The organism is Streptomyces sp. NPDC046261 (assembly GCF_040646235.1).
Taxonomy (GTDB): Bacteria; Actinomycetota; Actinomycetes; order Streptomycetales; family Streptomycetaceae; genus Streptomyces.
The window spans coordinates 311,675-336,455 of record NZ_JBEYZU010000003.1 but is presented as its reverse complement, the minus strand read 5'-3'; the positions used below and the strand labels follow the sequence as shown (position 1 = coordinate 336,455).

Genomic DNA, 24,781 nt, shown 5'->3' with positions numbered 1-24,781 from the left:
GGTCGCTGCTCTCGCGCGGTCGCCGGCCGTCAGGCGCGGCGGTAGACGGGGGGCCGCTTCTCGGCGAAGGCGCGGGCGCCTTCCTTGGCGTCGGCGGTGTCGAAGACCGGCCGGCCGCGCTCGAGTTCGACCGCGAGGGCCTCGGTTTCGCCTAGGCCCTCGGCGGCGTGGACGCAGGCTTTGACGGCTTCGACGGCGAGGGGGCCGTTGGCGTTGACCAGTTCGGCCGTCTCCAGGGCCGCCTCCAGGGCGGTGCCGTCCGGGACGACGCGTCCGATCAGTCCGATGCGCTCGGCTTCGGCGGCGGTGTACGGGCGGCCGGTGAGGAGCATCTCCAGGGCGTGGGTGCGGGGGATCTGCCGGGGCAGGCGGACCGTGGAGCCGCCGATGGGGAAGAGGCCGCGCCGCACCTCGAAGAGGCCGAAGGTGGCGCTGGTTCCGGCGATGCGGATGTCGGTGCCCTGGAGGATCTCGGTGCCGCCGGCCACGCAGGGGCCCTCGACGGCGGCGATGACGGGCTTGCGCGGCCGGTAGTGGCGGAGCATGGCCTTCCAGTGCAGGTCGGGGTCGGCCTTGAAGCGTGCGCGTACGGGGTCGTCGTCGGCCGCGGGTGCGGCCAGGGCCTTGAGGTCCATGCCGGAGCAGAACGCGCCGCCCGCTCCGGTGAGGACCACCGAGCGGATGGTGTCGTCGGCGTCCGCCCGCAGCCAGCCGTCGTGGAGGGCGGCCAGCATCGGCAGCGACAGCGCGTTCCTCGCCTCGGGCCGGTCGAGGGTGAGTACGAGCGTGGCGCCGGCGCGCTCCACGGTGAGGTGTTCGGTACCGCCCATGGCAGTCCTCCCGTCGTGAGACCCACAACAGCGTGCAGGAGGCGGGGGTGCGGTTCAATAGCTTCCCGGCAGCTTTCTGACGGAGCATCAGATTTTGCGGACGCGACACTTCCCCCCTGCGCGTGACGGCGCTGTAATGACCGCCGTGGACTACAACCTCGCGGATCTCTTCGAGTCGGTCGTCGACGCGGTGCCCGCCCGGGAGGCACTGGTCCACCTCGACCTTCCGGGCGGCGGTGCCGAGCGCAGGCTGACGTACGCCGGACTCGACGCCGCCGCCAACCGGCTCGCCCACCACTTCCTCGACAGCGGCATCGGCCCGGGCGAGCACGTGGGCCTGCACCTCTACAACGGCGTCGCGTACCTCCAGGCGCTCTTCGCCTGCCTGAAGATCCGGGCCGTGCCGGTCAACGTCAACTACCGGTACGTGGAGGAGGAACTGGCCTACCTCTACCGCGACGCCGACCTGGCGGCCCTCGTCTACGACGCCGGTTTCACCGACCGCGTGAGCGCGGCGCTGCCGCGGGCTGAGCGACTGCGTCACCTGGTACGGGTGGGCACCCCGCCGCCGGGTGCCGCGACGCCGCGGGTGGTCCCCGTCCCCCTCGCGGACGCCGAGGCGGCGGGCTCCCCCGCGCGCGGCTTCGCCCCGCGCTCCGGCGACGACCGGTTCCTGATCTACACGGGCGGCACCACGGGCATGCCGAAGGGTGTCGTGTGGCGGCAGGAGGACCTCTTCTTCTCGGGACTGGGCGGCGGGGCGCCGACGGGCGAGCCCGTCGGGCGGCCCGAGGAGCTGGCCGAGCGGGTGGCGGCGGGCGACGAGGGGCTGGTCTTCTTCCCCACCGCGCCGCTGATGCACGGTACGTCCACGCTCACCGCCCTCATCGCCTTCGGTTTCGGCCAGAAGGTGGTCCTGCACCGCAAGTTCGCGCCCGAGGAGGTCCTGCGGACCGTGGCGCGCGAGCGGGTCAGCAGCCTGTCACTGGTCGGGGACGCGATGCTGCGCCCGCTGGTGGACGCCCTGGCCGGACCCCTGCGGGGTACCGACTGCTCCTCGCTGTTCAGCGTCAGCAGCTCGGGGGCCGTCCTCTCGGAGACCGTGCGCGCGCAGTTCGCCGCGCTGCTGCCCGGGGTGCGGCTGCTGAACAACTTCGGCTCCTCGGAGTCGGGCTTCAACGGCACCGCGACCGAGGACGCCGGGCCCGACCGTGGCTTCCGGCTGCGCGTCAACGACCGCACGGCGGTGGTCGACCCGCTCACCCACCGCCCCGTCCCGCCCGGCGGGACGGGCCGGATCGCCCAGCGCGGCCACGTACCGCTCGGCTACTACAACGACCCGGGCAAGACCGCCGAGACCTTCTTCACGCTGCGGGGCGAGCGCTGGGTACTGCTCGGCGACATGGCGACGGCCGGCGAGGACGGTGTGATCACGGTCCTCGGCAGGGGCTCGCAGTGCATCAACACCGGTGGCGAGAAAGTGTTTCCCGAGGAGGTCGAGCAGGCGCTGAAGGCACACCCGGCGGTGTACGACGCGCTCGTGGCGGGTGTCCCGGACACCCGCTGGGGCCAGCGCGTCGCGGCCGTCGTCCAGCCCCGCGACGGCGCCGTCCCGCCCACGCTGGACGTTCTGCAGGCCCACTGCCGGGCCCGCCTGGCGGGCTACAAGGTGCCGCGCTCCGTGGTGCTGACCGACCGCATCCGGCGCTCCCCCAGCGGCAAGGCGGATTATCGCTGGGCGCGCACGGTGGCGGCGGGCGGCGGCGACTGACCGGTCCGGCGCCCGCCGCGCGCGCTCCGGGAGATCACCCGTACGAGCGCTCTGGATCCTCTTGACGCCCGCCACCCCGGCCGAAAATACTTGACCCAGCGAAACTACCGAACGATCGGTCGGGAAGCGGGGGGCGGCGACTCATGACGGGCACTCAGGACCACCTGGAGCATCTGGACGCGGCGGAGCGGATGTCGCGCGAAGAGCTGACGGCGCTCCAGCTCACGCGGCTGCGCGCCACGCTGAAGCACGCCTATGACAACGTCCCCTTCTACCGCCGCTCGTTCGAGGCCGCCGGACTGCGCCCCGAGGACTGCCGCACCCTGGCCGACCTCGCCCGCTTCCCCTGCACCACCAAGGCCGATCTGCGCGAGCACTACCCCTTCGGCATGTTCGCCGTGGACCGCTCGCGGGTGCGGCGCCTGCACGCCTCCAGCGGCACCACCGGCACGCCGACCGTCGTCGGCTACACCGAGCGAGACCTGGACCTGTGGGCCGGCGTCGTGGCCCGTTCCCTGCGGGCGGCCGGCTGCCGGCCCGGCGACACGGTCCACGTGGCGTACGGCTACGGGCTGTTCACCGGCGGCCTGGGCGCGCATTACGGCGCCGAGCGGCTGGGCTGCACGGTGATCCCCGCGTCGGGAGGAATGACCGAGCGGCAGGTACGGATCATCCAGGACCTCCGCCCCCGGGTCATCATGGTCACGCCCACGTACATGCTGACGCTGCTCGACGAGTTCGAGCGGCAGGGAATCGATCCGCGCGGCACCTCCCTGCGGGTGGGCGTCTTCGGCGCCGAGCCGTGGACCGAGGCGATGCGCCGGGAGATCGAGGAGCGCTTCGCCATCGACGCCGTCGACATATACGGCCTGTCGGAGGTGATCGGCCCCGGCGTGGCGCAGGAGTGCGTGGAGACCAAGGACGGGCCGCACATCTGGGAGGACCACTTCTTCCCCGAGATCCTCGACCCGGTCACCGGCGAGGCGCTGCCCGACGGCGCGCACGGCGAGCTGGTCCTGACCTCGCTCACCAAGGAGGCCATGCCCGTGATCCGTTACCGCACCCGCGACCTGACGCGGCTGCTGCCGGGCACGGCCCGCGTCTTCCGCCGGATGGAGCGGATCACCGGCCGCGCCGACGACATGCTCATCGTGCGCGGAGTCAATCTCTTCCCGTCCCAGATCGAGGAGATCGTGCTGCACACCCCGGGCCTCGCCCCGCACTTCCAGCTGAGGCTGACGCGCGAGGGCCGGATGGACCGGCTCACCGTGCGGGTCGAGGCGCGCCGGGAGGCGACCGCCGACCGGCGTGAGGCGGCCGCCCGGGAGATGGTCCGGCGGGTCAAGGAGGGCGTCGGGGTCTCGGTGGCGGTCGAGGTCGTGGCCCCGCAGACCCTCGAGCGGTCCATGGGCAAGCTCCGGCGCGTCGTGGATCAGCGGCCCGGCGGTCCGGCGGCTCCGCGGCCCAGATAATCCACGACCCAGATAAACGGTACGCCTGATTCCGGGAGCGGCTCCGAACAAGCGGACGGATACTGGGGCCTTATGGGCGCAGCCGCGTCACACAGTCAACCGTCTGCTCCCTTTCATCAATTGATCAGGGGGATCACGTTGCATCTACGTCACCGCTTACGTGCGCTGACGGTCGGCGGCCTCGCGCTGCTGACCGCCGCCACCGCCCTGCCCGCCTCGGCCACCGCCGCGGCGCGCGGCGCGCACCGTCCGTCGGGGGGCGGGCTCTCCGCCGTCATCCGCTACACCGAGTACGGCATTCCGCACATCGTCGGCAAGGACTACGCGAACCTCGCCTTCGGCGTGGGCTGGGCCCAGGCCGCCGACCAGGTCTGCGTGCTCGCCGACGGCTTCGTCACCCTGCGCGGGGAGCGCTCGCGCACCTTCGGTGCCGACGGCAGACCCGACCGGTCCCTGTCCGAGGCCCGCGACAATCTCTCCAGCGACCTCTTCTTCCGCGGGGTCAACGACGCGAGGACGGTGGAGAAGCTCCTCGAGCGGCCCGCGCCCGTCGGGCCGAGCAAGCAGGTCAAGGAGCTGATGCGGGGCTGGGCCGCGGGCTACAACGCCTGGCTGCGGCAGAACCGCGTCACCGACCCCGCCTGCAAGGGCGCCTCCTGGGTGCGCCCCGTCACCGCCCTGGACGTGGCCCGGCGCGGCCACGCCATCAACGTGCTGGGCGGCCAGGGCATGGCGGCCGACGGCATCACCGGCGCCCGGCCGACCACCGGGGCCCGGCCGGCGGCCGGCACGAAGGAGCTCGCGGCCGCCGCCCGCAAGGTCTTCGACCGTCAGAGCGCCGACATGGGCTCCAACGCGGTCGCCTTCGCGGGCTCCACCACCGCCGACGGCCGCGGCCTGCTCCTCGGCAACCCGCACTACCCATGGGCCGGCGGCCGCCGCTTCTGGCAGTCGCAGCTGATCATCCCCGGCGAGCTGAACGTCGCGGGCGGCTCACTGCTCGGCTCCCCCATGATCGACATCGGCCACAACGCGGACATCGCCTGGAGCCACACCGTCTCCACCGGCGTGCCCCTGAGTGTCTACGAGCTCAAGGCCGTGCCCTCGGACCCGTACTCGTATCTGGTGGACGGCAAGCCGGAGAAGATGACCAAGCGCGCGGTCACCGTCCCGGTGCGGGGCAAGGACGGCCGCGTCTCCCACGTCACCCGTACCCAGTGGCACACCCGCTACGGCCCGGTCGTCACCTCGGTCACCGATCAGCTGCCGCTGCCCTGGACCGCCACGTCGGTGTTCGCCCTGGCCGACCCCAACGCCGCCCATCTGCGCTCCACCGACACCTCGTTGGGGATGGGCAAGGCCCGCAGCGTCCAGGACATCCAGGACGTGCTGCGCCGTACCCAGGGGCTGCCCTGGGTGAACACCATCGCCGCCGACTCCGGGGGGCACACCCTCTACACCCAGTCGCAGGTCCTGCCGCGCGTCACCGACGAGCTGGCCAAGCGCTGTTCCACGCCGCTGGGGCAGCAGACCCTGCCGGCCGGCGGCCTGGCCGTCCTGGACGGCTCGCGCGGCGAGTGCGCGCTGGGCAGGGACGCCGATGCCCTGCAGCCCGGCGTCTTCGGCCCGTCCGCCATGCCGACCCTGGTCGACGCCCCCTATGCCGAGAACTCCAACAACAGCCCCTGGCTCACCAACGCCGACCGGCCCCTGACCGGCTACCCGCGGATCTTCGGGGACGTCGCCACCCAGCGCGACATCCGCACCCGGGGGTCCGTCGAGGACGTGGCCGCCATGGCCCGGCGCGGCAGGCTGACGGTGGACGACCTGCGGAAGCTGCAGTTCTCCAACCGGGCGCCGGCCGGTGACCTGGCCGCCGAGGACGCCGCGAAGGCGTGCGCCGCGCTGCCCGCGGGCACCGCCCGGGGCAGCGACGGCAAGCCCGTGGACGTCTCGGCCGCGTGCGGGGTGCTGGCCGCCTGGGACCACACGGTCGGCACGGCCAGCAAGGGGGCGCTGCTCTTCGACCGGTTCTGGCGCAGGCTCGTCAACGAGGAGGCCATACCGGCGGACAAGCTGTGGCGGGTGCCCTTCTCCGCCGCGTCACCGGTGAAGACCCCGAACACCCTGAACACCGGCCACCCGGGCTTCGCCCGCGCGCTGGCGGACACGGTCGCCGAGCTGCGGTCGGCGGACATCGCCCTGGACGCGCCGCTGGGCAAGCACCAGTTCGTCACGCGCAACGGCAAGCGCATAGCGATACCGGGCGGCACGAACGCGCTCGGCATCTGGAACATCATCGAGGACAAGGGCTGGAACGCCGCCCGCGGCGGCTACACGGACGTGGACATGGGCTCCAGCTACATCCAGGCCGTCGGCTTCGACGGCGGCGGCTGCCCCGTGGCCCGGACGCTGCTGACCTACGCGCAGTCCTCCAACCCGGCGTCGCCGCACTACAGCGACCAGACCGAGCTGTTCTCGGCCGGGCGCATGGTGCGGGGCCGGTTCTGCGAGAAGGACATCATGGCGTCGCCCGAGCTGAAGGTGGTGCGGGTCGGCGAGCGCTGAGCCCTCACCCGCACGTGTGGGGGCGCACCGCGCGAGCCGCGCGCGGTGCGCCCCTCGCCGTTCCCGGCGGGAGGGTCAGACGTCTATCTGGACGGCCTCCATGCGGCGGGACTGGCCGGTGGTGCCGACGGTGACGGCCTTGCCGCGCACGGCGTTCTGCCAGCCGATGTCCTGCACATGGGCGCGGGCCCACACGGAGCCGGAGGAGACGCGGATGTTGAGGGCCTCCAGGCGGCGGGACTGGCCGGTGGTGCCCGCGACGACGTTCTCGAAGTCGTTGCCGCAGCGCGTGCCCTGCCAGGCGGTGTCGGCGAGGTGGGCGTTGAGGCACACCCAGCCCACATTGCCCACGGCGACCTCGATGGCCTCGATGCGCCGCGACTGACCGGTGGTCCCCGCGACGCCGCCGTCGCATTCGGCGGGCAGCCAGCCCTGCTCGGCCACGTGGACGCGGTAACACACGATCCGGCCGGCGGCGGCAGCGCCGGGCTGGGCCAGCCGGGCTCTGACCGCGTCGGCCGCCGTGCCGGCGGCGGCTCTGGTGGGCTGCTGCGAGGTCGTCTGCGCCTGTGCGGTCGCCGTTCCGGTGAGGCCGAGTACGGCGGCCGCGGACAGTGCCAGCAGTGCCTTGCCGCTCGTGGTGACGAAGCCGTTCACAGCGTCTCCTCCTGTTGACGGTCTGACGGTCTGACAGTCGATGGCCCGACCGGCGTCCTGTTTAGCGAGCCGGGGCGCCAAGCACACCGCTTCGGCGGGCATCGGCCGGGAACCGCCGTGGAGGGGCGGGCTCCGCAGGGGTCGGAAACGCGTCACACGGCGCGGTCCCGGCCGCGCCAGTACGGCTCGCGCAGGTGCCGCTTGTAGAGCTTGCCGTTGGGGTCGCGCGGCATGGAGGCGATGAACTCCACCGACCTGGGGCGCTTGTAGCCGGCCAGTCGCCGGGCGCAGTGGGCGAGGAGCGTGGCGGCGAGCTCCTCGTCCGGCCGGTGGCCGTCGGCGGCTTCGACGACGGCCTTGACCTCCTCGCCCCAGTCGTCGTGCGGGATGCCGAAGACGGCGGCGTCGGCGACGGCGGGGTGGGCCAGGAGGACGGACTCGATCTCGGCGGGGTAGATGTTGACGCCACCCGAGATGATCATGTCGATCTTGCGGTCACGCAGGAAGAGGTAGCCGTCCTCGTCGAGGTGGCCGAGGTCGCCGACGGTGAAGAAGTCCCCGATCCGGTTCTTCTCCGTCTTGGCGGCGTCCTTGTGGTAGGCGAAGCGGCCGGTGGTCATCCTCATGTAGACCGTGCCGAGTTCGCCGGGCGGCACGGGCCGTCCGTCGTCGTCGAGGACGGCCAGTTCGCTGATGGGCCAGGCCCGGCCGACCGTGCCGGGCCTGCGCAGCCACTCCTTCGCCGTGGCGAACGCGCCGCCGCCCTCGCTGGCCGCGTAGTACTCCTCGACGCAGGGCCCCCACCAGTCGATCATGGCCCGTTTCACATGCTCCGGGCAGGGGGCCGCGCCGTGGACGGCGTGCCGCAGGGAGGAGACGTCGTAGGAGGCGCGTACGTCCTCCGGCAGTGCCAGCAGGCGCTGGAACTGGGTGGGGACCATATGGGTGTGGGTGCACCGGTGGGTGTCGATCAGGCGCAGCATCTCCTCGGGCGTCCACTTGTCCATCAGCACCAGCCGGTGCCCGATGTGCAGGGACGCGGCGGCGAACTGCAGGACGGCGGTGTGGTAGAGCGGCGAGCAGACCAGGTGGACGTTGCCGTCGAACGGCCGGATGCCGAAGATGCCCAGGAAGCCGCCGAGATGGCTCTCCTCGGGCGGCCTGCCGGTCAGGGGGCGGCGGATGCCGCGCGGGCGTCCGGTGGTGCCGGAGGTGTAGTTCATGACCCAGCCGAGGGTGCGCCCGGCGGGCGGGGTGGCGGGCCGGCCGTCCAGGAGCGCGGCGTACGGGCGGAAGCCGGCGATGTCCCCGACGGCGTGGCGTCCGGGGGCGGGCAGGCCGGCCTCGTCGGCGGCGGCCGTCGCGGTGGCGGCCCAGCGCTCGTGGGCGATGAGGACCCTGGCGCCGGAGTCGGCGACGATCCAGGCGATCTCGGGTGCCAGGAGGTGGTGGTTGACGGGGACGAGGTAGAAGCCGGCCTGGGTGGCGGCGAGATGGGCGGTGAGGAATTCGGGCCCGTTGGGCAGGACCGTGGCGAAGGAGTCGCCCTCGCGGAGTCCGGCGGCGCGCAGCCCGTGGACGAGGCGGTTGGCGGCCTCGTGCAGGCGGCCGGCGGTCCAGGACTCGCCGGTGGGGGTGATCAGTACTCTGCGGTGCGGGTCGGCGGTCGCTTGGGCCCAGAAGCCGCTGGCTGTCGCCGTCATGACGCATCGTTCCCCTCAGGTGTGGCGTGCGGGTGCGGGTCCGTTCCGGTTGTGCCCACCCGTTCCGCCCCAGCGGAACGATTGCCCACAACCATGCGGTCCAGCCTGGCCACTGCTTTCTCGAAGTCGCGGGTGAGGTCGTCCACTACGGACTGGACGCCTCGCACGGTGTCCATGCGGCCGACGATCTGGCCGACCGGGGTGCCGAGGAGCGGGAGTACCTCGTACTTCTGGATGCGGGTCAGGGCCTCGGCGACGAGCAGCCCCTGCAGGGGCATGGGCAGGGTGCCGGGGCCGGCCGGGTCGTCCCAGGCGTCGGTCCACGCGGTGCGCAGCTGGCGGGCGGGCTTGCCGGTCAGGGCACGGGAGCGGACGGTGTCCCCGGAGCCGGCGGCCAGGAGCTTGGCGGTCAGGGCGCGGGAGGCCAGGCCGGCCTCCTCGGTGGTGAGCCAGAGCGAGCCGAGCCAGACGCCCTGCGCGCCGAGCGCGAGCCCGGCGGCGATCTGTTCGCCGCTGCCGATGCCTCCGGCGGCCAGGACGGGCAGGGGGTCGACGGCCCGGACGACCTCGGGGGTGAGCACCATGGTGGCGATCTCCCCGGTGTGGCCGCCTGCCTCGTAGCCCTGGGCGACGACGATGTCGACACCCGCGTCCGCGTGGCGGACGGCGTGCCGGGCGCTGCCGGCGAGCGCGGCGACGAGGGTCCCGTGGTCGTGGGCGCGGTCGATGACGTCGGCGGGCGGCGGCCCGAGGGCGTTGGCGAGGAGGGCGAGGGGGTAGTCGAAGGCGGCCTCGAGCTGGCCGCGGGCGACCTCCTCCATCCATCCGGTGACGCGCCACCGGGAGGCTTCGCCCTCGGCGAGGTGCGGCACGCCGTAGCGGGCGAGGGTCTCCTGGACGAAGCGGCGGTGGCCGGCCGGGATCATCGCCTCGACGTCGGACTCGCTCACCCCCTCGACCTTCTTCGCGGGCATGACGACGTCGAGCCCGTACGGCTTGCCGTCGGTGTGCGCCTGCATCCAGTCCAGGTCGCGCGCCAGGTCGCCGGGGGCGCGGTAGCGCACCGCGCCCAGGACGCCGAGGCCGCCGGCGCGGGTGATGGCGGCGGCGACCGCCGGGAAGGGGGTGAAGCCGAAGAGGGCGTGCTCGATTCCCATCCGCCTGCTCAGCTCGGTCCGCATGGGCGGCAGGATGCCGCAGCGGGCCGGGCGAGGGAACCCGGCAGGCGCACTTTTCTGACGTCGCGTCAGATCGGGGGCTGGTGGCCGCGCGTGGCGCGGGTCCTGCGCAACGCCGCCACCTGCCGGTAGAGCTCGACGGCCTCGGCGGAGCGGCCCAGCTGCTCCAGGCAGTGGGCCTCGTCCTGGCGGCTGGCCAGGGCGTCGGGGTGGGACGCGCCGAGCACCCGCTGGCGGGCCTGGGCGACGTCGCGGTAGACGGCGAGGGCGTCGGTCCAGCGGCCGAGCCAGCCGAGCCCGACCGCCACCTCCCGGCGGCTGACGAGGGTGTCGGGATGGTCGGCGCCCAGCACCCGGGCGCGGATGGCGCAGACGTCGCGCGCCTCGGCCAGGGCCTCCTCCCAGCGGCCGAGCCGGCCGAGGTTGACGCCCAGGCCGTGCCGGGCGCGCAGGGTGTCGGGGTGGGCGGGGCCCTGGGCGCGCGTGCGGTCCTCCACCAGCTCGCGGTAGAGCTCCAGGGCCTGCGCGCTGCGGCCGAGCCGGCCCAGGCAGATGCCGGCCTCGTAGCGGGCGGCGAGCGTGTCGGGGTCGTCGGGGCCGAGGACCCGCGCGCGGGCGGTGGCCACCTCCTCGTACGTGCGCAGCGCCTCCGTCCAGCGGCCGAGCTGGCCCAGGGCGTAGCCGACCTCGTAGCGGGTGACGAGGGTGTCGGGGTGCTCGGGGCCCAGGACGCGCGCGCGAGCGGCGGCGACGTCGCGCGCCATGGTGTACGAGTCCTCCAGGCGCCCCAGTCTGCTGAGGTTGAAGGCCAGGTTGTGGCGGCAGCGCAGGGTGTCGGGGTGGTCGGCGCCCATGACGCGCTCACGGGCGCCGAGCACCGTGGTGTAGACCTGATGGGCCTCGAAGTGCCGGCCGAGCTGCCCGAGCACGTACGCCGTCTCCTGGCGGGCGGCGAGGGTGTCGGGGTGCTCGGGACCCAGCACCCGCTCGCGCCCCGCCGCCGTCCGCGCGAACTCCCGCAGCGCTTCGCGTGGTTGCCCCAGCCGGCTGAGGGCGAAGCCGACCTCGTAGCGGCTCGCGAGCGTGTCGGGGTGGTCCGGGCCCAGGAGCCGCTCGCGCTCGGCGGCGACGGCCCGCTGCACCTCGCCGGCCTCCGCCCAGCGGTCGAGCCGGGCCAGGCGCAGCCCCTCGCTGTGCCGGCCGGCGAGCCGGGCGAGCAGCTCGGGGGGCGGGCGCTCGGCGCCGTCGGCGCGGGGCCCGCCGCCGTGCGCTCCCGGGCCGGCCGGGACGGTGCGGTCCTCCTCCCACGGGCCGGTCCACGCGCCGGTGAGGGCGGCGGCGGGGTCCGGCGGACGCTGGAGGGGGCCGGTGCCGGCGGCCTTGGAGCCGGTCGTCATGTTCCGGGCCCAGCCCGGCAGCCGGGGCGGTTCGGGCAGCCGCGCCGACGCCCGTACGGGCCGGGGGCGCCCTTCGGGCAGGGTGCGGCGCGGCGGCGCCCCCGCCCGGTACGGGGGCAGGGCGGCGATGCGCCGGACGAGGTCGCCGGCGTCCTCGGGCCGGTCCTCGGGATCCTTGGCCAGCAGGTCGAGGACGATGCGCCCGAAGGCCGGGGGAAGCTCGGGGCGCAGCTCGCACGGCGGCCGCGGCGGGGTGTCGCGGTGGCCGACCAGCACGGCCCACGCGTCGTCCATGTCGAAGGGCGGGGCGCCGGTCGCGAGTTCGTAGAGCACACAGCCCAGCGAGTACAGGTCGCTGCGGTGGTCGACGTTCCCGGCGCCGATCTGCTCGGGCGACATGTAGTGCGGGGTGCCCATGGCGATGCCGGTGCCGGTCAGGCGGGTGGAGAAGCCGATGTCGTGGGCCAGGCGCGCGATGCCGAAGTCGCATATTTTCACGGTGCCGTCGGCGAGGCGGACGATGTTGGCGGGCTTGAGGTCACGGTGCACGATGCCCTGCCGGTGGGTGTAGGCCAGGGCCGCGCCGACCTGTTCGGCGATCTCGATGACCTCGGGCACGGGCAGCGGGTGCTGCTTGTTGTCCTCCAGCAGCTGGCTGAGGTTACGGCCGTCGAGCAGCTCCATGACGAGATAGAGCACGCCCTCCGACTCGCCGAAGTCGTGGACGACCGTGATGCCGCGGTGCTGCAGGGAGGCCGCGACGCGTGCCTCGCGCCGGAACCGTTCGCGCAGCACCCGAAGGTAGGACTGTTCGTGCTGGCGTCCCATCGGTTTGAGGCACTTGACGGCCACCTGACGGCCCAGCGACTCGTCGCGGGCGCGCCACACCTCGCCCATCCCGCCCCGCCCGATCAGGTCGAGCAGCTGGTACCGGCCCTGGATCAGCCTGGTGTCCGCCATGCTGTGCCGCCGCCCCCGTCGATTCGCGTCGCCTCCCCCGGCCTCTCAAGTATGGCGGCCCCTGTGTGCGGCTTGTAGGCCGACGGACGGCTGACCGGGGCCGGATCGGCGTCAGCGGCGCACCCGGGGCATCCCCAGGCCGATCCAGGAGATGATCTCCCGCTGGATCTCGTTGTTGCCGCCGCCGAAGGTGAAGATGACGGCGCTGCGGTAGCCCCGCTCCAGCTCTCCGCGCAGGACCGCGCCCGCGGAGCCCTCCTTGAGGGGGCCGGCCGCGGCCAGGATCTCCATCAGCCAGGCGTAGGCGTCTCGGCGCGCCTCGGAGCCGTAGACCTTGACGGCCGAGGCGTCCTGCGGGGTGAGGGTGCCGTGCTGGAGGGCGTCGACCATGCGCCAGTTGAGCAGCTTCATGGCGTCCAGCCGTACGTGCGTACGGGCGAGCCGGCCGCGTACCCAGCCGAGGTCGATGACGCGGCGGCCGTCGGCGAGCTTGGTGGCCGCGGCCCAGTCGCGTACGTCGCGCAGGGCCCTGATGGCGGTGGTGCCGTGGGCGGCGAGGGTGACGCGTTCGTGGTTGAGCTGTGTGGTGATCAGGCGCCAGCCCTGGTTCTCCTCGCCGACCCGGCGGGTGACGGGTACGCGGATGTCGTCGTAGTGGCTGGCGGTGGTGTCGTGCGAGGCCAGGGTGTTGATGAGGGTGCAGGAGTAGCCGGGGTCGCTGGTGGGGACGAGGAGGATGCTGATGCCCTTGTGGGGTGGCACCCCGGCCTCCACCGGGGCCGTGCGGACCGCGAGCCAGACCCAGTCGGCGGTGTCGCCGTTGGTGGTCCAGATCTTCTGTCCGTTGACGACATAGTCGTCGCCCTCGCGCACCGCCCGGGTGGTGAGGGAGGCCAGGTCGGTGCCGGCGCCGGGCTCGCTGTAGCCGATGGCGAAGTCCAGCTCGCCGGAGAGGATCCGCGGCAGGAAGAACGACTTCTGCTCCTCGGTGCCGAACTGCATGAGCGTGGGCCCGACCGTGTTGAGCGCCATGAGCGGCAGCGGCACCCCGGCCTGCGCGGCCTCGTCGAAGAAGATGAACTGCTCCATGGGCGTCATCCCGTGCCCCCCGTACTCCACCGGCCATCCCGCGCCGAGCCGGCCGTCGGCGCCGAGGCGGCGGATCGTGCGCCGGTAGAAGCGCTTGCGCTCGGCCGGGTCGGCGTGCCGGGTGGAGGCGTCGTCGGGCACCAGATCCGCGAAGTAGGCGCGCAGCTCGGTCCGTAACCGCTGCTGCTCCGGGGTGTACTGCAGATCCACGGCCCCTCCATGTGGTCGCCGGCGGTCCCTGGGGTACGGGCGCACACGGTAGAACGTGTTGCAGTGATGCGGAAGCCCGGGCGGGCTACGACAATGGCGGACCCCCGTCGGGGATCCGCCATGATCGTGCGCTGTCGCGCGGGGGCCGGTGCCGCGTGGCCTCAGTGCTTGCGGTGCCGGCCGCCGGAGGCCGCTCCCGCGGCGCGGCGCCGCCCGTAGCCCTCCCCGGGAGCCACGTGGCCGCCGTACTGGGCGTGCCGGCCCTGCTCGTGCTGGGTGTGCTGGGCGTACTGGTCGCCGTACTGGCCGTACTGCTCGCCGTGCTGGTCACGTTCCGCCGCCGCGAGCGCGGCCCGCTCCTCGGCCAGGCCGAAGCGTCCGAGCAGGGACCCCAGCACCGGCAGGCGCTCCAGGTTCGGCAGCAGCCAGGTGTGCCACACGCCGGTGATGAAGACGACCGCGGAGCCGGCTACCAGCACCGAGCCGAACGTGTCGGTCGGGTAGTGGGCGCCGACGTACATCCGGGAGAAGGCGATCAGCAGTACGGCGAAGACGCCGCAGACGACGACCGTGCGGCGGTGCCGGGACTCGCGGAAGAGGAAGTACACGGCGAGGGCGACCGCCACGGTGAAGGCGGTGTGGCCGCTCGGGAAGCTGTTGGAGCCGATCTCGGGGTCGAGCATGAACTCGCGCGGCGGCCGGTCGCGGGCCACGAGGGCCTTCGCGATCTGCGTGCTGTTCCAGCCGACCGCGACCACGAGGAAGACGGCCGACGCCGTGATGGGCCGACGCCGTACGAACAGCAGGTACCCGCACCAGATCGCGAGGATCACCACTCCGGCGACCGGCGAGGCACAGTAGCTGATCAGCTCCATCGTGGTGTTCAGCCAGCCGGTGCGCGTGTTGGTCTGGATCGTCCGGTCCAGATCCAGGTCGTGCGGCTGGATCAGCTTCGTGTGCGCGGCGACCAGCCCGAGCGCGATCGCGCTCGCGAACAGCAGGAGGGAGTTGCGCAGCCAATGGCGCACGTAGGGCATGGGTGGGGCGTCCTTCGTATCGGTATGGCGGTACCGGGGCGGCAGCGCGCGGCGTACGGTCGGGTGACGGGTACATGCCGTGCAGATGACGTCGGCGCGGCTGTACAGCAAAAACTACACGCGCCGGGCCATGGCGCGGTTCCGGCCGGAGCCCCGGGCGGGCACCGGGGAGCCCCGGTGACGGTGTGTAGTTGTGATCGCTACGCCCAGTCGACGACCAGCCGCTCTCCGCTGACCGTCACCTCCGTGCCGAACTCCGCGCAGGCCCGCGTGTAGCGGTCGCGGATCCACCGCCACTGATCGCCGCGGGCCGCCGTGGTGTGGCAGTAGTCCAGGTACAGCGGCACCGCCTCGAGCCGGACGGGCCGGTAGCGGGCGGGAGCGGGGCCGTCCAGGGTGAGAAGGAAGAGCAGCCCCAGGTCGTTGCGGAGGCCGGGATCGACCGCGTAGTCGTCGATGAAGTCGCCCATGTCGTGCACGACGCGGTCGGCCACCCCGTGGAAGACGTGCGCGGAGTGCCCGGCGATCACCGTCGCCCCGGCCTCCAGCAGCGCCGCCGCCGCGCGCCGTACGTGGCGGGGCGGCCCGGCGGTCATATTGGGCCCCCAGTGCGGGGTGACGAGCACGACATCGGCCTCCTGGGCCGCGCGGGCCACAAGGTCGGCGAGCCAGCCCGGCACACCCCGCTCGAGGTCGGCGTAGGCGACCCCGGGGCTGTCCTCGCCGGCCGCGAAGTCCTCCGGGTGGTCCGTGACGCCGATCACGGCCAGGCGCACCCCGCCCGCTTCCAGCACGGCGACCGCACGGGCGGCGGCCACGTCCGGGCCCGCGCCCACCGCCCGGACCCCGGCCCGGGTCAGCAGGTCACGGGTGTCCGCCAGGGCGTCGTACCCGAAGTCCAGGGCGTGATTGTTGGCCAGGGTCACACAGTCCACGCCCAGCTCCGCCAGGACGCCGGCGGTGGCCGGCGGGGCCCTGAAGAAGAACGGCTTCCCGGGCGCGGGCCAGGGCTCGCCGCGGGCGGAGAGGCAGCACTCCAGGTTGACCACGACCAGATCGGCCCCGGCGAGATGCGCGCGGAGCTCCTCGCACAGCAGCGTCGCGGGCTCCGGCGCCCGCGCGAGGCACTCGCCGACGCCACGCCCCAGCATGGTGTCCCCGGCCATCGCCACCGTGATCGGCATCCGTCCCGCCTTCCGTCGGTCCGCCGCCCACACCGCCAGTATGCGACCGCCCCGGTCCGTACGGCCCGGTGACCGTCAGCGGCCGGCGGCCGGCGTCCGCGCGGCCCGGTCCGCCTCCGGCCCGTCCTCGTTGACGCCCTTCGCCCAGAGGGAACGCACATGGCCGAGGTGGCGGGCCATGCACTTCTCGGCCCCTTCGGCGTCGCCCGCCAGCATCAGGTCGAGGAGTTCGAGGTGCTCCTCGGCCGAGGGGATCAGCTCCCCGCGCTCGTCGAGGGCGTTGAGCCCGTACAGGCGCGAGCGCTTGCGCAGGTCGCTCACGGTCTCCACGAGGCGTTCGTTGCCGGAGAGCGCCAGCAGGGTGAGGTGGAACCGCCGGTCGGCCTCGAGGTAGCCGATGAGGTCGTGCTCGCGCGCGGCGCGCACGATCTCCTCGGCGACGGGGCGCAGCGCCTCGAGGTCACCGCGGGCCGCGGTGCGGGTGATCCGTCCCGTCATGGGGACCTCGATCAGGGTGCGGATCTCGGTGTACTGGTCCAGGTCGCGCTCGTTGACCTCGGTCACCCTGAAGCCCTTGTTGCGGACCGGCTCGACCAGGCCCTCGCGGGCCAGGTCGAGCATCGCCTCGCGCACCGGCGTCGCGGAGATGCCGAAGTCCTCCGCGAGCCCCGGCGCCGAATAGACCTGGCCCGGGCGCAGTTCACCGGAGATCAGCGCGGCCCGCAGGGCGTGGGCGACCTGATCGCGCAGCCGCACCGTGGCGGTGATGAGGGGGGTGCGCTGCTGAAGGTGCCCCATGACGTCCCTTTCGTGCCCCGATGGACTGGACCACCAGCGTACAATGTCACATTGCGTCAGGGGGAGTCAGGGTGGGGTCAGGGTGTACGTCCGGCTCGCCGTGTAGAACTCCAGGGCGGCGCGGCCCTGTTCGCGCGGCCCGTGGCCCGATGCCTTGGCGCCTCCGAAGGGCAGGTGGAAGTCGACGCCGGTGGAGGGCGCGTTGACGCGGACCATACCGGTGTCGAGGTGGTCCAGGCCGTGCAGGACCGCGTCGAGGCCCGCGGTGTGGACCGAGGTGACCAGCCCGTACGGCACGGAGTTGGTGATCCGTACGGCGTCGGCCAGGTCGTCGGCGGGCAGCAGCACCGCGAGGGGGCCGAAGACCTCCTCCCGCAGCAGGTGGTGGTCGTGCGGGATCTTCTCGACCACGGCCGGGGCCGCGTACCACCCGGGGCCGTCCGGCGCGGTGCCGGCGGCGAACGGGGACAGCCCCTCCAGGGCCTTGGCGTACCGGTCGCGCGCCCGCTCCCCGATGAGCGGTCCGCACACCGTCGCCGGGTCGGCCGGGTCGCCCACGGCGAGCGTGCGCAGCGCCTCGGCGAGGGCCTCGCGCAGCGGCCCGAGGGCGGCGCCGACGGCGATCACCCGGCTGGTGGCGGTGCACTTCTGCCCCGCGTACCCGGCGATCGCGGCGGCGATGTGCCCGGCGGCCCGTTCGATGTCGGCGTCGGGCAGGACGATCGCCGCGTTGAGCCCGCCCATCTCGGCCTGGACGGGGACGCCCCGGGCGGTGGCGGTCCGCACGACCGCGGTGCCGACGGCGGTGGAGCCGGTGAAGGAGAGCACGTCGGCGGTGGACAGCAGGGCCTCGCCCTCCTCGGATCCGCCGGGGACCACGGTGAACACGTCCTCGGGCAGGGCCTGTCGGACGAGCTCGGCCAGGCGCAGGGCGCACGCGGTGGCTTCGGGCGCGGGTTTGAGGACGACGGTGTTGCCGGCCGCCAGCGCCGGTGCGGCCTTCCAGGCCGGGATGGCCAGGGGGAAGTTCCAGGGGGTGATCAGGCCGGCGACGCCGTGCGGCCGGCGGCGGGTCAGCAGCAGGCCGGGGCCGGCGGCGCTCTCGTGGACGGCGCCGGTGGGCTCGTAGGGGGCCTGGGCGTAGTAGCGCCAGATGGCGGCGGTGCGGGCCACCTCGGCCCGGGCCTCGGCGAGCGGCTTGCCGACCTCGCGCACGGCGAGGTGGGCCAGTTCCCCGGCCGCTGTCTCGACGGCGGCGGCGATCGCGGAGAGCGCCGAGGAGCGGGCGGCCGCGCCGCCGCCGAGCCAGCCCGGCTGGGCCGCGCGGGCCCGTTCGACGGCTGCGGCGACGGCGGGGGCGCCGACGGCGGCGGCCTGGGTGACGATGTCGGCCGGGTCGGCCGGGTTGCGGGAGACGAACGGTGTCGGGGCGGCAGTCACAGCAGGAAGCCTCCGGGGAAGGGGTCGTCCGGGTCGAGGAAGTACTGGGCCGTGCCGGTGATCCAGGCCCGTCCGGTGATGGTGGGCACGACCGCCGGCGATCCGCCCACCCGCGTCTCGCCCACCAGACGGCCGGTGAACTCGGTGCCGATGAACGACTCGTTGACGAAGTCGCGGTCCAGCGGAAGCGTGCCCCGGGCGTGCAGCTGTGCCATGCGGGCGGAGGTTCCGGTGCCGCAGGGCGAGCGGTCGAACCAGCCGGGGTGGATGGCCATGGCGTGCCGGGAGCGGTGGGCGTCGGAGCCGGGAGCGGCGAGGTAGACGTGCTTGAGGCCGGCGATCTCGCTCTGTTCGGGGTGGAGGGGCCGCTCCGGCGAGGCGTTGATCGCGTCCATGACCGCGAGCCCGGCCGCGAGGAGGTCGTCCTTGCGGTCCCGCTCGAAGGGCAGCCCGAGGGCGGCGGTTTCGACGAAGGCGTAGAAGTTGCCCCCGAAGGCCAGGTCGTAGGTGACCGTCCCGTAGCCGGGTACGTCGACCTTACGGTCCAGGCCCACGCAGAACGCGGGCACGTTGGTGAAGGTGACGGCCTTCGCCGCGCCGTCCTCGACCCGGACGTCGGCCGTGACCAGTCCGGCGGGGGTGTCCAGCCGCACGGTGGTGACGGGTTCGGTGACCGGCACCATGCCGGTCTCGACGAGCACGGTGGCGACGCCGATGGTGCCGTGGCCGCACATCGGCAGCAGGCCGGACACCTCGATGTAGAGCACCCCGTAGTCGGCGTCGGGGCGGGTGGGGGGTTGCAGGATCGCGCCGCTCATGGAGGAGTGGCCGCGCGGTTCGTACATCAGGAGCGTACGGAGGTGGTCGAGGTTCTCGATGAAGTGCAGCCGGCGCTCGGCCATGGTGGCGCCGGGTATCACTCCCACGCCACCGGTGATGACGCGGGTGGGCATGCCCTCGGTGTGGGAGTCGACGGCATGGAAGACATGACGAGTGCGCACGGACGTCCTTTCGGCGGTCGGGCGGCCGGGCGGCCCCGGTCGGGTGGACGAGCAGGGCCGGCGGCCGGTCAGCGGTGGCCGTCGGCGACGGCCTTCTCGGTGGCGGCGCGCACCGCCGCGTCCACCTCGCCGGTGAGCGGGTGGCGCGGCGGCCGGGTGGGGCCGCCGGGACGGCCGGCGATGTCCATCGAGACCTTGATGGCCTGGACGAACTCGGTCTTGGAGTCCCAGCGCAGCAGCGGGTGCAGCGAGGTGTAGAGGGGCAGCGCCTTCTCCAGGTCCATGGCGACGGCGGCGTGGTAGAGGCGGGCGCAGGCGGCGGGGAAGGCGTTGGGGTACCCGGCGATCCAGCCGACGGCGCCGGCGAGCACGAGTTCGAGGAGGACGTCGTCGGCTCCGACGAGCAGGTCGAGCTCCGGGGCGAGTTCGGCGAGCTCGTAGGCGCGCCGGACGTCGCCGCTGAACTCCTTGACCGCCACGACGGAGCCGTCGTGGTAGAGCCGGGCCAGGAGGCCGGGGGTCAGGTCGACCTTGGTGTCGATGGGGTTGTTGTACGCCACGACGGGCAGTCCGGCCCCGGCGACCTCCGCGTAGTGGGCGCGTACGGCGTGCTCGTCGGCGCGGTAGGCGTTGGGGGGCAGCAGCAGGACGGAGCCGCAGCCCGCCTCGGCGGCCTGCTCGGCCCAGCGGCGGGACTCGGCGCTACCGTACGCGGCGACGCCCGGCATCACGCGGGCGCCGTCCCCGGCCGCCTCGACGGCGGTGCGCACCACGCGGGCGCGCTCCTCGTCGGTGAGGGTCTGGTACTCGCCGAGGGAGCCGTTGGGTACGACGCCGTCGCAGCCGTTGTCGATGAGCCAGCGCACGTGCTCGGCGTAGGCGTCGTAGTCGACGGAGAGGTCCTCGCGCAGGGGCAGCGCGGTGGCGGTCATGATGCCGCGCCAGGGGTGTGCGGTGTTCCAGGAGGTGACGGTCATGCCGGGTAACCCTTCTGCTGTGGATGGGTGTTCATTCGCCCTGGTCGCCCAGGGCGGAGAGGGGGACGGGCACGGCGAGCGGTCGGCGCTCGGCGGACGGCGCGACGAGGCCCGGGCCGGCCCCGGTCGCGAGGCACGCGACGGCGGTCGCGCACATCCGTCCCTGGCACCAGCCCATGCCGGCCCGGGTCAGGAGTTTGACGGTGCGGGCGTCGCGGGCGCCCAGCTCCGTGACCGCCTCGCGGACGCGGCCGGCGGTGACCTCTTCGCAGCGGCAGACGTCGGTGTCGTCGCGGAGCCAGTCGGTCCAGCCGGGGCCGGGGGCGTGTGCGGTGGCCATGGCGTCGGCGAAGGCGCGCATCCGCGCCCGGCGGCGGCGCAGGCCCGCCACGTGCCGGCCGGCGACGGGTGGGGTGCGGCCGCGCAGGCGGGCGGCCACGGCGATGGCCGCCAGTTCGCCCTCGACGCGGGCGAGTTGCCAGCCGCCGGTCCCGCCGCTCTCGCCCGCGGCCCACAGGCCGGGCACCGTGGTCTCCTGCCGTTCGTCCAGGAGGAGGGCGTGTGTGCCGTCGGGTGTGCGGCGGGTGGCGCAGCCCAGGGCCGTGGCGAGCTCGGTCTGCGGGACCAGTCCGTGCCCGACGGCCAGCGCGTCGCAGGCGATGCGGCGGCCCGTCCCGGGCACCGGCCGCCACTGGCGGTCGAGGCGGGAGACGGTGACCGCCTCCACGCGGTCGGTGCCGTGGACTTCGGTGACCGCGCTGCGCGGGTGGGGCCGCACCCGGTGGCGCAGCAGCGCCGAACCGTGGACCGCCGCCTCGAGGAGCTTGTGGGGGTTGGCGGCCAGGGCGCGGGGGTGGCGGGCGTAGGCGAGGTAGCCGGAGGCTTCGACGACGGCGGGGACGCGGGCGCCGGCGGCGGCGAGCGAGGCGGCGACGGCGAGCAGCAGCGGTCCGCTGCCGGCGACGACGATCCGGCTGCCGGGCAGCACGAGGCCGGATTTGAGCATCGCCTGGGCGCCCCCGGCGCCGACGACGCCGGGCAGGGTCCAGCCGGGGAAGGGCAGTTGCCGCTCGTGGGCGCCGGTGGCGAACAGGACCGTGCGGGCCCGTACCCGTACGGGGCGGTCGCCCTCGCCGTCGGCGCCGGTGAGGGCGTGCACCGTCCACAGCCGCTCGTCCTCGCGGGCCACGCTCCATACGTGGTGCCCGGCGAGGTGGGCGATGTCGCCGTTCTCCAGGCGGCTGCGCAGTGCGGTGAAGGTGGCCCAGCCGTGGTGGAGGGCCTGGGGCCGGGCGGCGCGCAGGTCCGGTGCGGGGTGGCGGAAGAACTGGCCGCCGGTCCGGGCGGAGGCGTCCAGGAGGGCGACCGTCAGGCCGAGTCCGGCGGCGGTGACGGCGCCGGCGAGGCCGGCGGGGCCCGCGCCGATCACGGCGAGGTCGTACGGCTCAGACGGCGAGCCCGGCATGGCCGTGTCCTTCCTGGGTGGTGATGGCGTCGCCGGGCCGGGCGGGCACCAGGCAGGCTCTGGTGTTGGGCCGGGCGTTGACGGTGGCGAGGCAGTCGTAGCACTGTCCGATGCCGCAGAAGGCGCCGCGTGGGCGGCCGCCGTCGCGGGTGGTGCGCCAGGCGAGGATGCCCGCGGCCCACAGGGCGGCGGCGATGGTCTGCCCGGGCCGGGCGGTGAGCGTACGGCCGTCGAAGGTGATCTCGAACGGCGGGCCGGGCTCGGCCCTGACCAGGCCGGCGGGGGTACGGGCCACTGCGGGCCTCCTCTCGGACGTGAAGGGGGGTAGGGGGGACGGGGCGCGGGGCCGGCTCAGGCTTCCGGCTTGAAGCGGTCGGGCCGGAAGGGGCCGAGGTCCAGGGGTGGTTCGTGGCCCGTCAGCAGCCGCGCGATGGCGAGGCCGGTGGCCGGGGCGAGCCCGATGCCGGCGCCTTCGTGGCCGCAGGCGTGCAGCAGTCCGGGGACGCGGGGGTCGGCTCCGATGGCGGGGAGGTGGTCGGGCAGGTAGGGGCGGAACCCGGCGTACGTCCGCATCGCCCGCACCCCGGCGAGCACCGGGAAGAGGGTCGTGGCCTGGCGGGCGAGGCGGCGGAGCACCTCGACCGACAGGGTGCGGTCGAAGCCGACCCGTTCGCGGCTGGCGCCGATGAGGACCGGGCCGGCGGGGGTGCCCTCGACCACGGCCGAGGTCTGCAGGGCCGCGGAGCCGCTCGCCACGTCGGCGACGTAGTCCGCCGCGTACACCTTGTGCCGCACCACGCGCGGCAGCGGTTCGGTGACGAGCACGAAGCCGCGGCGGGGCAGGACGGGCAGGTGCGCGCCGGCGAGGGCGGCGAGTTCGCCGCCCCAGGTGCCGGCCGCGTTCACCACGTACGGGGCGTGGAGTTCGCCGGCCGGGGTCCGCACGCCGCGCACCTCGCCGTGGGCGCCGGTGAGGATCGCGGTGACGGCCTCTCCGGTGCGCACGCGCGCCCCGGAGGAGCGCAGGAGGTGGGCGGCGGCGAGGGCGGGCTGGACCTGGGCGTCCTGGGGGTAGTGGCAGCCGCCGGCGAGGCCGGGGGCGAGGTGGGGTTCCAGGTCGGGCAGGCGGTCCGCCGGTATCTCCCGCGCGGTGACGCCCGCCGTGGCCTGGGCCGCGGCGAAGTCCCGCAGCGCCGCCATGCCCGCCTCGTCGGAGGCGACGACCAGGCCGCCCTTGGCCTCGTATTCGACGCGTGCGGGGAGCACGTCGGCCAGCTCCCGCCACAACCGTGTGGAGAGCAGGGCCAGTTCGAGTTCGGGGCCGGGTTCCTTGTCGGAGACCAGCAGGTTGCCTTCACCGGCCCCCGTGGTCCCGCCCGCGACGGGGCCACGGTCGACGACGGTGACGGAGAGGCCGGAGCGGCAGGCGTAGTAGGCGCAAGCGGCGCCGATCACCCCCGCTCCGACGACGATGACGTCCGAGGAGCTTCTCGTTGGCACGTCAGTAATATTTCACATTGCACTACCGCTGCCAAGAGTCGTTCCGATCACTCTTCTCCGACTCGGGCCCCTCTCAGGGTTCCTGAGTTCCTGCCAGCTCACCCATCCATGCCTCGATGGCGTCCGGCGTGCGGGGCAGCGCCCCCGACATCAGCCGCGCCCCCTCGGCCGTGATCACCAGGTCGTCCTCGATCCGCACGCCGATGCCGCGCAGTTCGGGCGGCAGCGTCTCGTCGTCGGGCTGGAGGTAGAGCCCGGGTTCGACGGTGAGCACCTGCCCCTCCTCCAGCACGCCGTCGAGGTAGGCCTCCGCCCGCGCCTGGGCGCAGTCGTGGACGTCCAGGCCGAGCATGTGCCCGCTGCTGCACAGGGTGTAGCGGCGGTGCAGGTCCCCCTCGGCACTCTTCAGCACACCCCACTCCACCAGCCCTTCGGCGATCACGCGCATGCCCGCCCGGTGGAAGTCGCGGAAGCTCGCGCCCGGCTTGAGCGCGGCGATGCCCGCTTCCTGGGCGGCGAGGACGAGTTCGTAGACCTGCCGCTGGACGGACGTGAAGCGCCCGGAGAGGGGGAGGGTGCGGGTGATGTCGGCGGTGTAGAGGGTGTCGGTCTCCACGCCCGCGTCCAGCAGCAGCAACTGACGGGGGTCCAGGGGCCCGTCGTTGCGTATCCAGTGCAGGACGCAGGCGTGCGCGCCGGAGGCGGCGATCGTGTCGTACCCGGGACCGTTGCCCTCGGCCCGGGCGCGCAGGCCGAAGACGCCCTCGATCCACCGCTCGCCGCGCGGGTGGGCCAGCGCCCGCGGCAGCGCGCGGACGACGTCCTCGAAGCCGGCCGTGGTGTGGTCGACCGCCGACTGCAGCTGCCCGACCTCCCAGGCGTCCTTGACCAGCCGCAGTTCGCTCAGGGTGCGGGCGAGCCGGGCGTCGTGGGAGGCGTCGCGGCCCGGCGGCAGCAGCCCGTAGTCGTCCAGGCCGGCGCAGCGGATGCCGGTCATGCGCTCGGCCTCGGCGAGGTCGGGGCGCCGGCCGACCCAGAACTCGCCGTAGCGGCGGTCCCGGTAGAAGCCGTCGCCGCTGCGCGGCGAGCGCGGTCGCAGGTAGAGCACCGCCTCGTGCCGGTGGGGTCCGTCCGGTTCCAGGACCAGTACGTGGCCGGCCTGTTCCTCGCCGGTCAGTCCGGTCAGCCAGGCGTACGCGCTGTGGGGCCGGAAGCGGTAGTCGCAGTCGTTGGAGCGGACCTTCAGTTCGCCGGCGGGGACGATCAGGCGCTCGCCGGGAAAGCAGGCCGACAGCTTCGCCCGGCGGGCGACGGTGAGGTCCGCGACGGGCAGCCGGATGTCGGCGGGCAGCGGCGTCGCCGCCCAGCCGCCGGTCATGAACCGCGCGAACTCCGCCGAAGCGGGCAGGTCATGACTTACCGTCCGCGGCGTCGCGGTCGTCGGCTCGTTCATGAGACTCCTCCTGGGACACAGGTGGGTAACGGCGTGACTGACACCTTGTCAGTGCAATTTCACATTACTATGTTACGGGTCACATTTCAGC

Annotated in this window: 18 protein-coding genes and 1 pseudogene; 3 read left to right on the top strand and 16 right to left on the bottom strand. The window is 73.8% G+C overall.

Annotation, left to right across the window (positions count from 1 at the left end; all coding sequences use genetic code 11):
• Positions 1-29: 29 nt before the first annotated feature.
• On the bottom strand, positions 30-830 hold the full coding sequence (locus ABZ956_RS08315) for a crotonase/enoyl-CoA hydratase family protein (RefSeq protein ID WP_361888788.1): 801 nt from the start codon (positions 828-830) through the stop codon (positions 30-32).
• Positions 831-975: 145 nt separating this feature from the next.
• Here ABZ956_RS08315 and ABZ956_RS08310 point away from each other — a divergent pair, with 145 nt between their 5' ends.
• From ABZ956_RS08310 to ABZ956_RS08300, 3 genes are all read left to right on the top strand, one after another.
• Entirely contained in the window at positions 976-2,601 is a 1,626-nt protein-coding gene (locus tag ABZ956_RS08310) for an acyl-CoA synthetase (RefSeq protein ID WP_361888785.1), read from the top strand.
• Positions 2,602-2,744: 143 nt separating this feature from the next.
• A complete protein-coding gene (paaK, locus tag ABZ956_RS08305) occupies positions 2,745-4,073 on the top strand; it encodes a phenylacetate--CoA ligase PaaK (protein WP_361888783.1) in 1,329 nt (442 codons plus the stop codon).
• Positions 4,074-4,211: 138 nt separating this feature from the next.
• On the top strand, positions 4,212-6,641 hold the full coding sequence (locus ABZ956_RS08300) for a penicillin acylase family protein (RefSeq protein WP_361888780.1): 2,430 nt from the start codon (positions 4,212-4,214) through the stop codon (positions 6,639-6,641).
• Between the two features lie 75 nt (positions 6,642-6,716).
• Here ABZ956_RS08300 and ABZ956_RS08295 read toward each other — a convergent pair whose 3' ends face one another.
• The 15 genes and pseudogenes from ABZ956_RS08295 to ABZ956_RS08225 form a co-directional block, all read right to left on the bottom strand.
• Complete coding sequence (locus tag ABZ956_RS08295) at positions 6,717-7,298, bottom strand: hypothetical protein (RefSeq protein WP_361888777.1); 582 nt, start codon at positions 7,296-7,298, stop codon at positions 6,717-6,719.
• 152 nt (positions 7,299-7,450) lie between these two features.
• Positions 7,451-9,001, bottom strand: coding sequence for an acyl-CoA synthetase (locus tag ABZ956_RS08290; RefSeq protein WP_361888775.1), 1,551 nt, complete (start codon positions 8,999-9,001; stop codon positions 7,451-7,453).
• Between the two features lie 95 nt (positions 9,002-9,096).
• Positions 9,097-10,182, bottom strand: a pseudogene (locus ABZ956_RS08285) (nitronate monooxygenase family protein); the annotation flags it as partial.
• A 65-nt stretch (positions 10,183-10,247) separates the two neighbouring features.
• Complete coding sequence (locus ABZ956_RS08280) at positions 10,248-12,536, bottom strand: tetratricopeptide repeat protein (protein WP_361888772.1); 2,289 nt, start codon at positions 12,534-12,536, stop codon at positions 10,248-10,250.
• Positions 12,537-12,647: 111 nt separating this feature from the next.
• Positions 12,648-13,835: an acyl-CoA dehydrogenase family protein gene (locus ABZ956_RS08275; protein ID WP_361888769.1), complete on the bottom strand. Its 1,188-nt coding sequence runs from the start codon at positions 13,833-13,835 to the stop codon at positions 12,648-12,650.
• A gap of 161 nt (positions 13,836-13,996) precedes the next feature.
• On the bottom strand, positions 13,997-14,872 hold the full coding sequence (locus ABZ956_RS08270; RefSeq protein WP_361888766.1) for a phosphatase PAP2 family protein: 876 nt from the start codon (positions 14,870-14,872) through the stop codon (positions 13,997-13,999).
• A 200-nt stretch (positions 14,873-15,072) separates the two neighbouring features.
• The gene (locus ABZ956_RS08265) at positions 15,073-16,056 is read right to left on the bottom strand and encodes a CapA family protein (protein ID WP_361888763.1); all 984 of its coding nucleotides are present in this window, start codon (positions 16,054-16,056) and stop codon (positions 15,073-15,075) included.
• A 75-nt stretch (positions 16,057-16,131) separates the two neighbouring features.
• Entirely contained in the window at positions 16,132-16,854 is a 723-nt protein-coding gene (locus tag ABZ956_RS08260) for a GntR family transcriptional regulator (RefSeq protein WP_361888760.1), read from the bottom strand.
• A 66-nt stretch (positions 16,855-16,920) separates the two neighbouring features.
• On the bottom strand, positions 16,921-18,294 hold the full coding sequence (locus ABZ956_RS08255) for an aldehyde dehydrogenase family protein (RefSeq protein ID WP_361888757.1): 1,374 nt from the start codon (positions 18,292-18,294) through the stop codon (positions 16,921-16,923).
• Positions 18,291-19,295: a proline racemase family protein gene (locus ABZ956_RS08250; RefSeq protein ID WP_361888754.1), complete on the bottom strand. Its 1,005-nt coding sequence runs from the start codon at positions 19,293-19,295 to the stop codon at positions 18,291-18,293. Before ABZ956_RS08250 ends, ABZ956_RS08255 begins: the two co-directional genes overlap by 4 nt.
• A 68-nt stretch (positions 19,296-19,363) precedes the next feature.
• Positions 19,364-20,272 (bottom strand): dihydrodipicolinate synthase family protein, encoded by a 909-nt coding sequence (locus tag ABZ956_RS08245; protein WP_361888751.1) that lies wholly within the window; start codon positions 20,270-20,272, stop codon positions 19,364-19,366.
• 31 nt (positions 20,273-20,303) lie between these two features.
• Positions 20,304-21,737 (bottom strand): NAD(P)/FAD-dependent oxidoreductase, encoded by a 1,434-nt coding sequence (locus ABZ956_RS08240; protein ID WP_361888748.1) that lies wholly within the window; start codon positions 21,735-21,737, stop codon positions 20,304-20,306.
• The gene (locus tag ABZ956_RS08235; protein WP_361888745.1) at positions 21,718-22,032 is read right to left on the bottom strand and encodes a (2Fe-2S)-binding protein; all 315 of its coding nucleotides are present in this window, start codon (positions 22,030-22,032) and stop codon (positions 21,718-21,720) included. Before ABZ956_RS08235 ends, ABZ956_RS08240 begins: the two co-directional genes overlap by 20 nt.
• 56 nt (positions 22,033-22,088) lie before the next feature.
• Positions 22,089-23,237, bottom strand: coding sequence for an FAD-dependent oxidoreductase (locus ABZ956_RS08230; RefSeq protein ID WP_361888743.1), 1,149 nt, complete (start codon positions 23,235-23,237; stop codon positions 22,089-22,091).
• Positions 23,238-23,310: 73 nt separating this feature from the next.
• Positions 23,311-24,690: an aminopeptidase P family protein gene (locus ABZ956_RS08225; protein WP_361888740.1), complete on the bottom strand. Its 1,380-nt coding sequence runs from the start codon at positions 24,688-24,690 to the stop codon at positions 23,311-23,313.
• Positions 24,691-24,781: the final 91 nt, after the last annotated feature.

Excerpts from the sequence above, each read along its gene's own strand:
- ABZ956_RS08245 (WP_361888751.1), bottom strand. The coding sequence starts at position 20,272 with ATGACCGTCACCTCCTGGAACACCGCACACCCCTGGCGCGGCATCATG.
- ABZ956_RS08260 (WP_361888760.1), bottom strand. The coding sequence starts at position 16,854 with ATGGGGCACCTTCAGCAGCGCACCCCCCTCATCACCGCCACGGTGCGG.
- paaK (WP_361888783.1), top strand. The coding sequence starts at position 2,745 with ATGACGGGCACTCAGGACCACCTGGAGCATCTGGACGCGGCGGAGCGG.
- ABZ956_RS08315 (WP_361888788.1), bottom strand. The coding sequence starts at position 830 with ATGGGCGGTACCGAACACCTCACCGTGGAGCGCGCCGGCGCCACGCTC.
- ABZ956_RS08265 (WP_361888763.1), bottom strand. The coding sequence starts at position 16,056 with ATGCCGATCACGGTGGCGATGGCCGGGGACACCATGCTGGGGCGTGGC.
- ABZ956_RS08240 (WP_361888748.1), bottom strand. The coding sequence starts at position 21,737 with ATGCCGGGCTCGCCGTCTGAGCCGTACGACCTCGCCGTGATCGGCGCG.
- ABZ956_RS08280 (WP_361888772.1), bottom strand. The coding sequence starts at position 12,536 with ATGGCGGACACCAGGCTGATCCAGGGCCGGTACCAGCTGCTCGACCTG.
- ABZ956_RS08290 (WP_361888775.1), bottom strand. The coding sequence starts at position 9,001 with ATGACGGCGACAGCCAGCGGCTTCTGGGCCCAAGCGACCGCCGACCCG.
- ABZ956_RS08225 (WP_361888740.1), bottom strand. The coding sequence starts at position 24,690 with ATGAACGAGCCGACGACCGCGACGCCGCGGACGGTAAGTCATGACCTG.
- ABZ956_RS08270 (WP_361888766.1), bottom strand. The coding sequence starts at position 14,872 with ATGCCCTACGTGCGCCATTGGCTGCGCAACTCCCTCCTGCTGTTCGCG.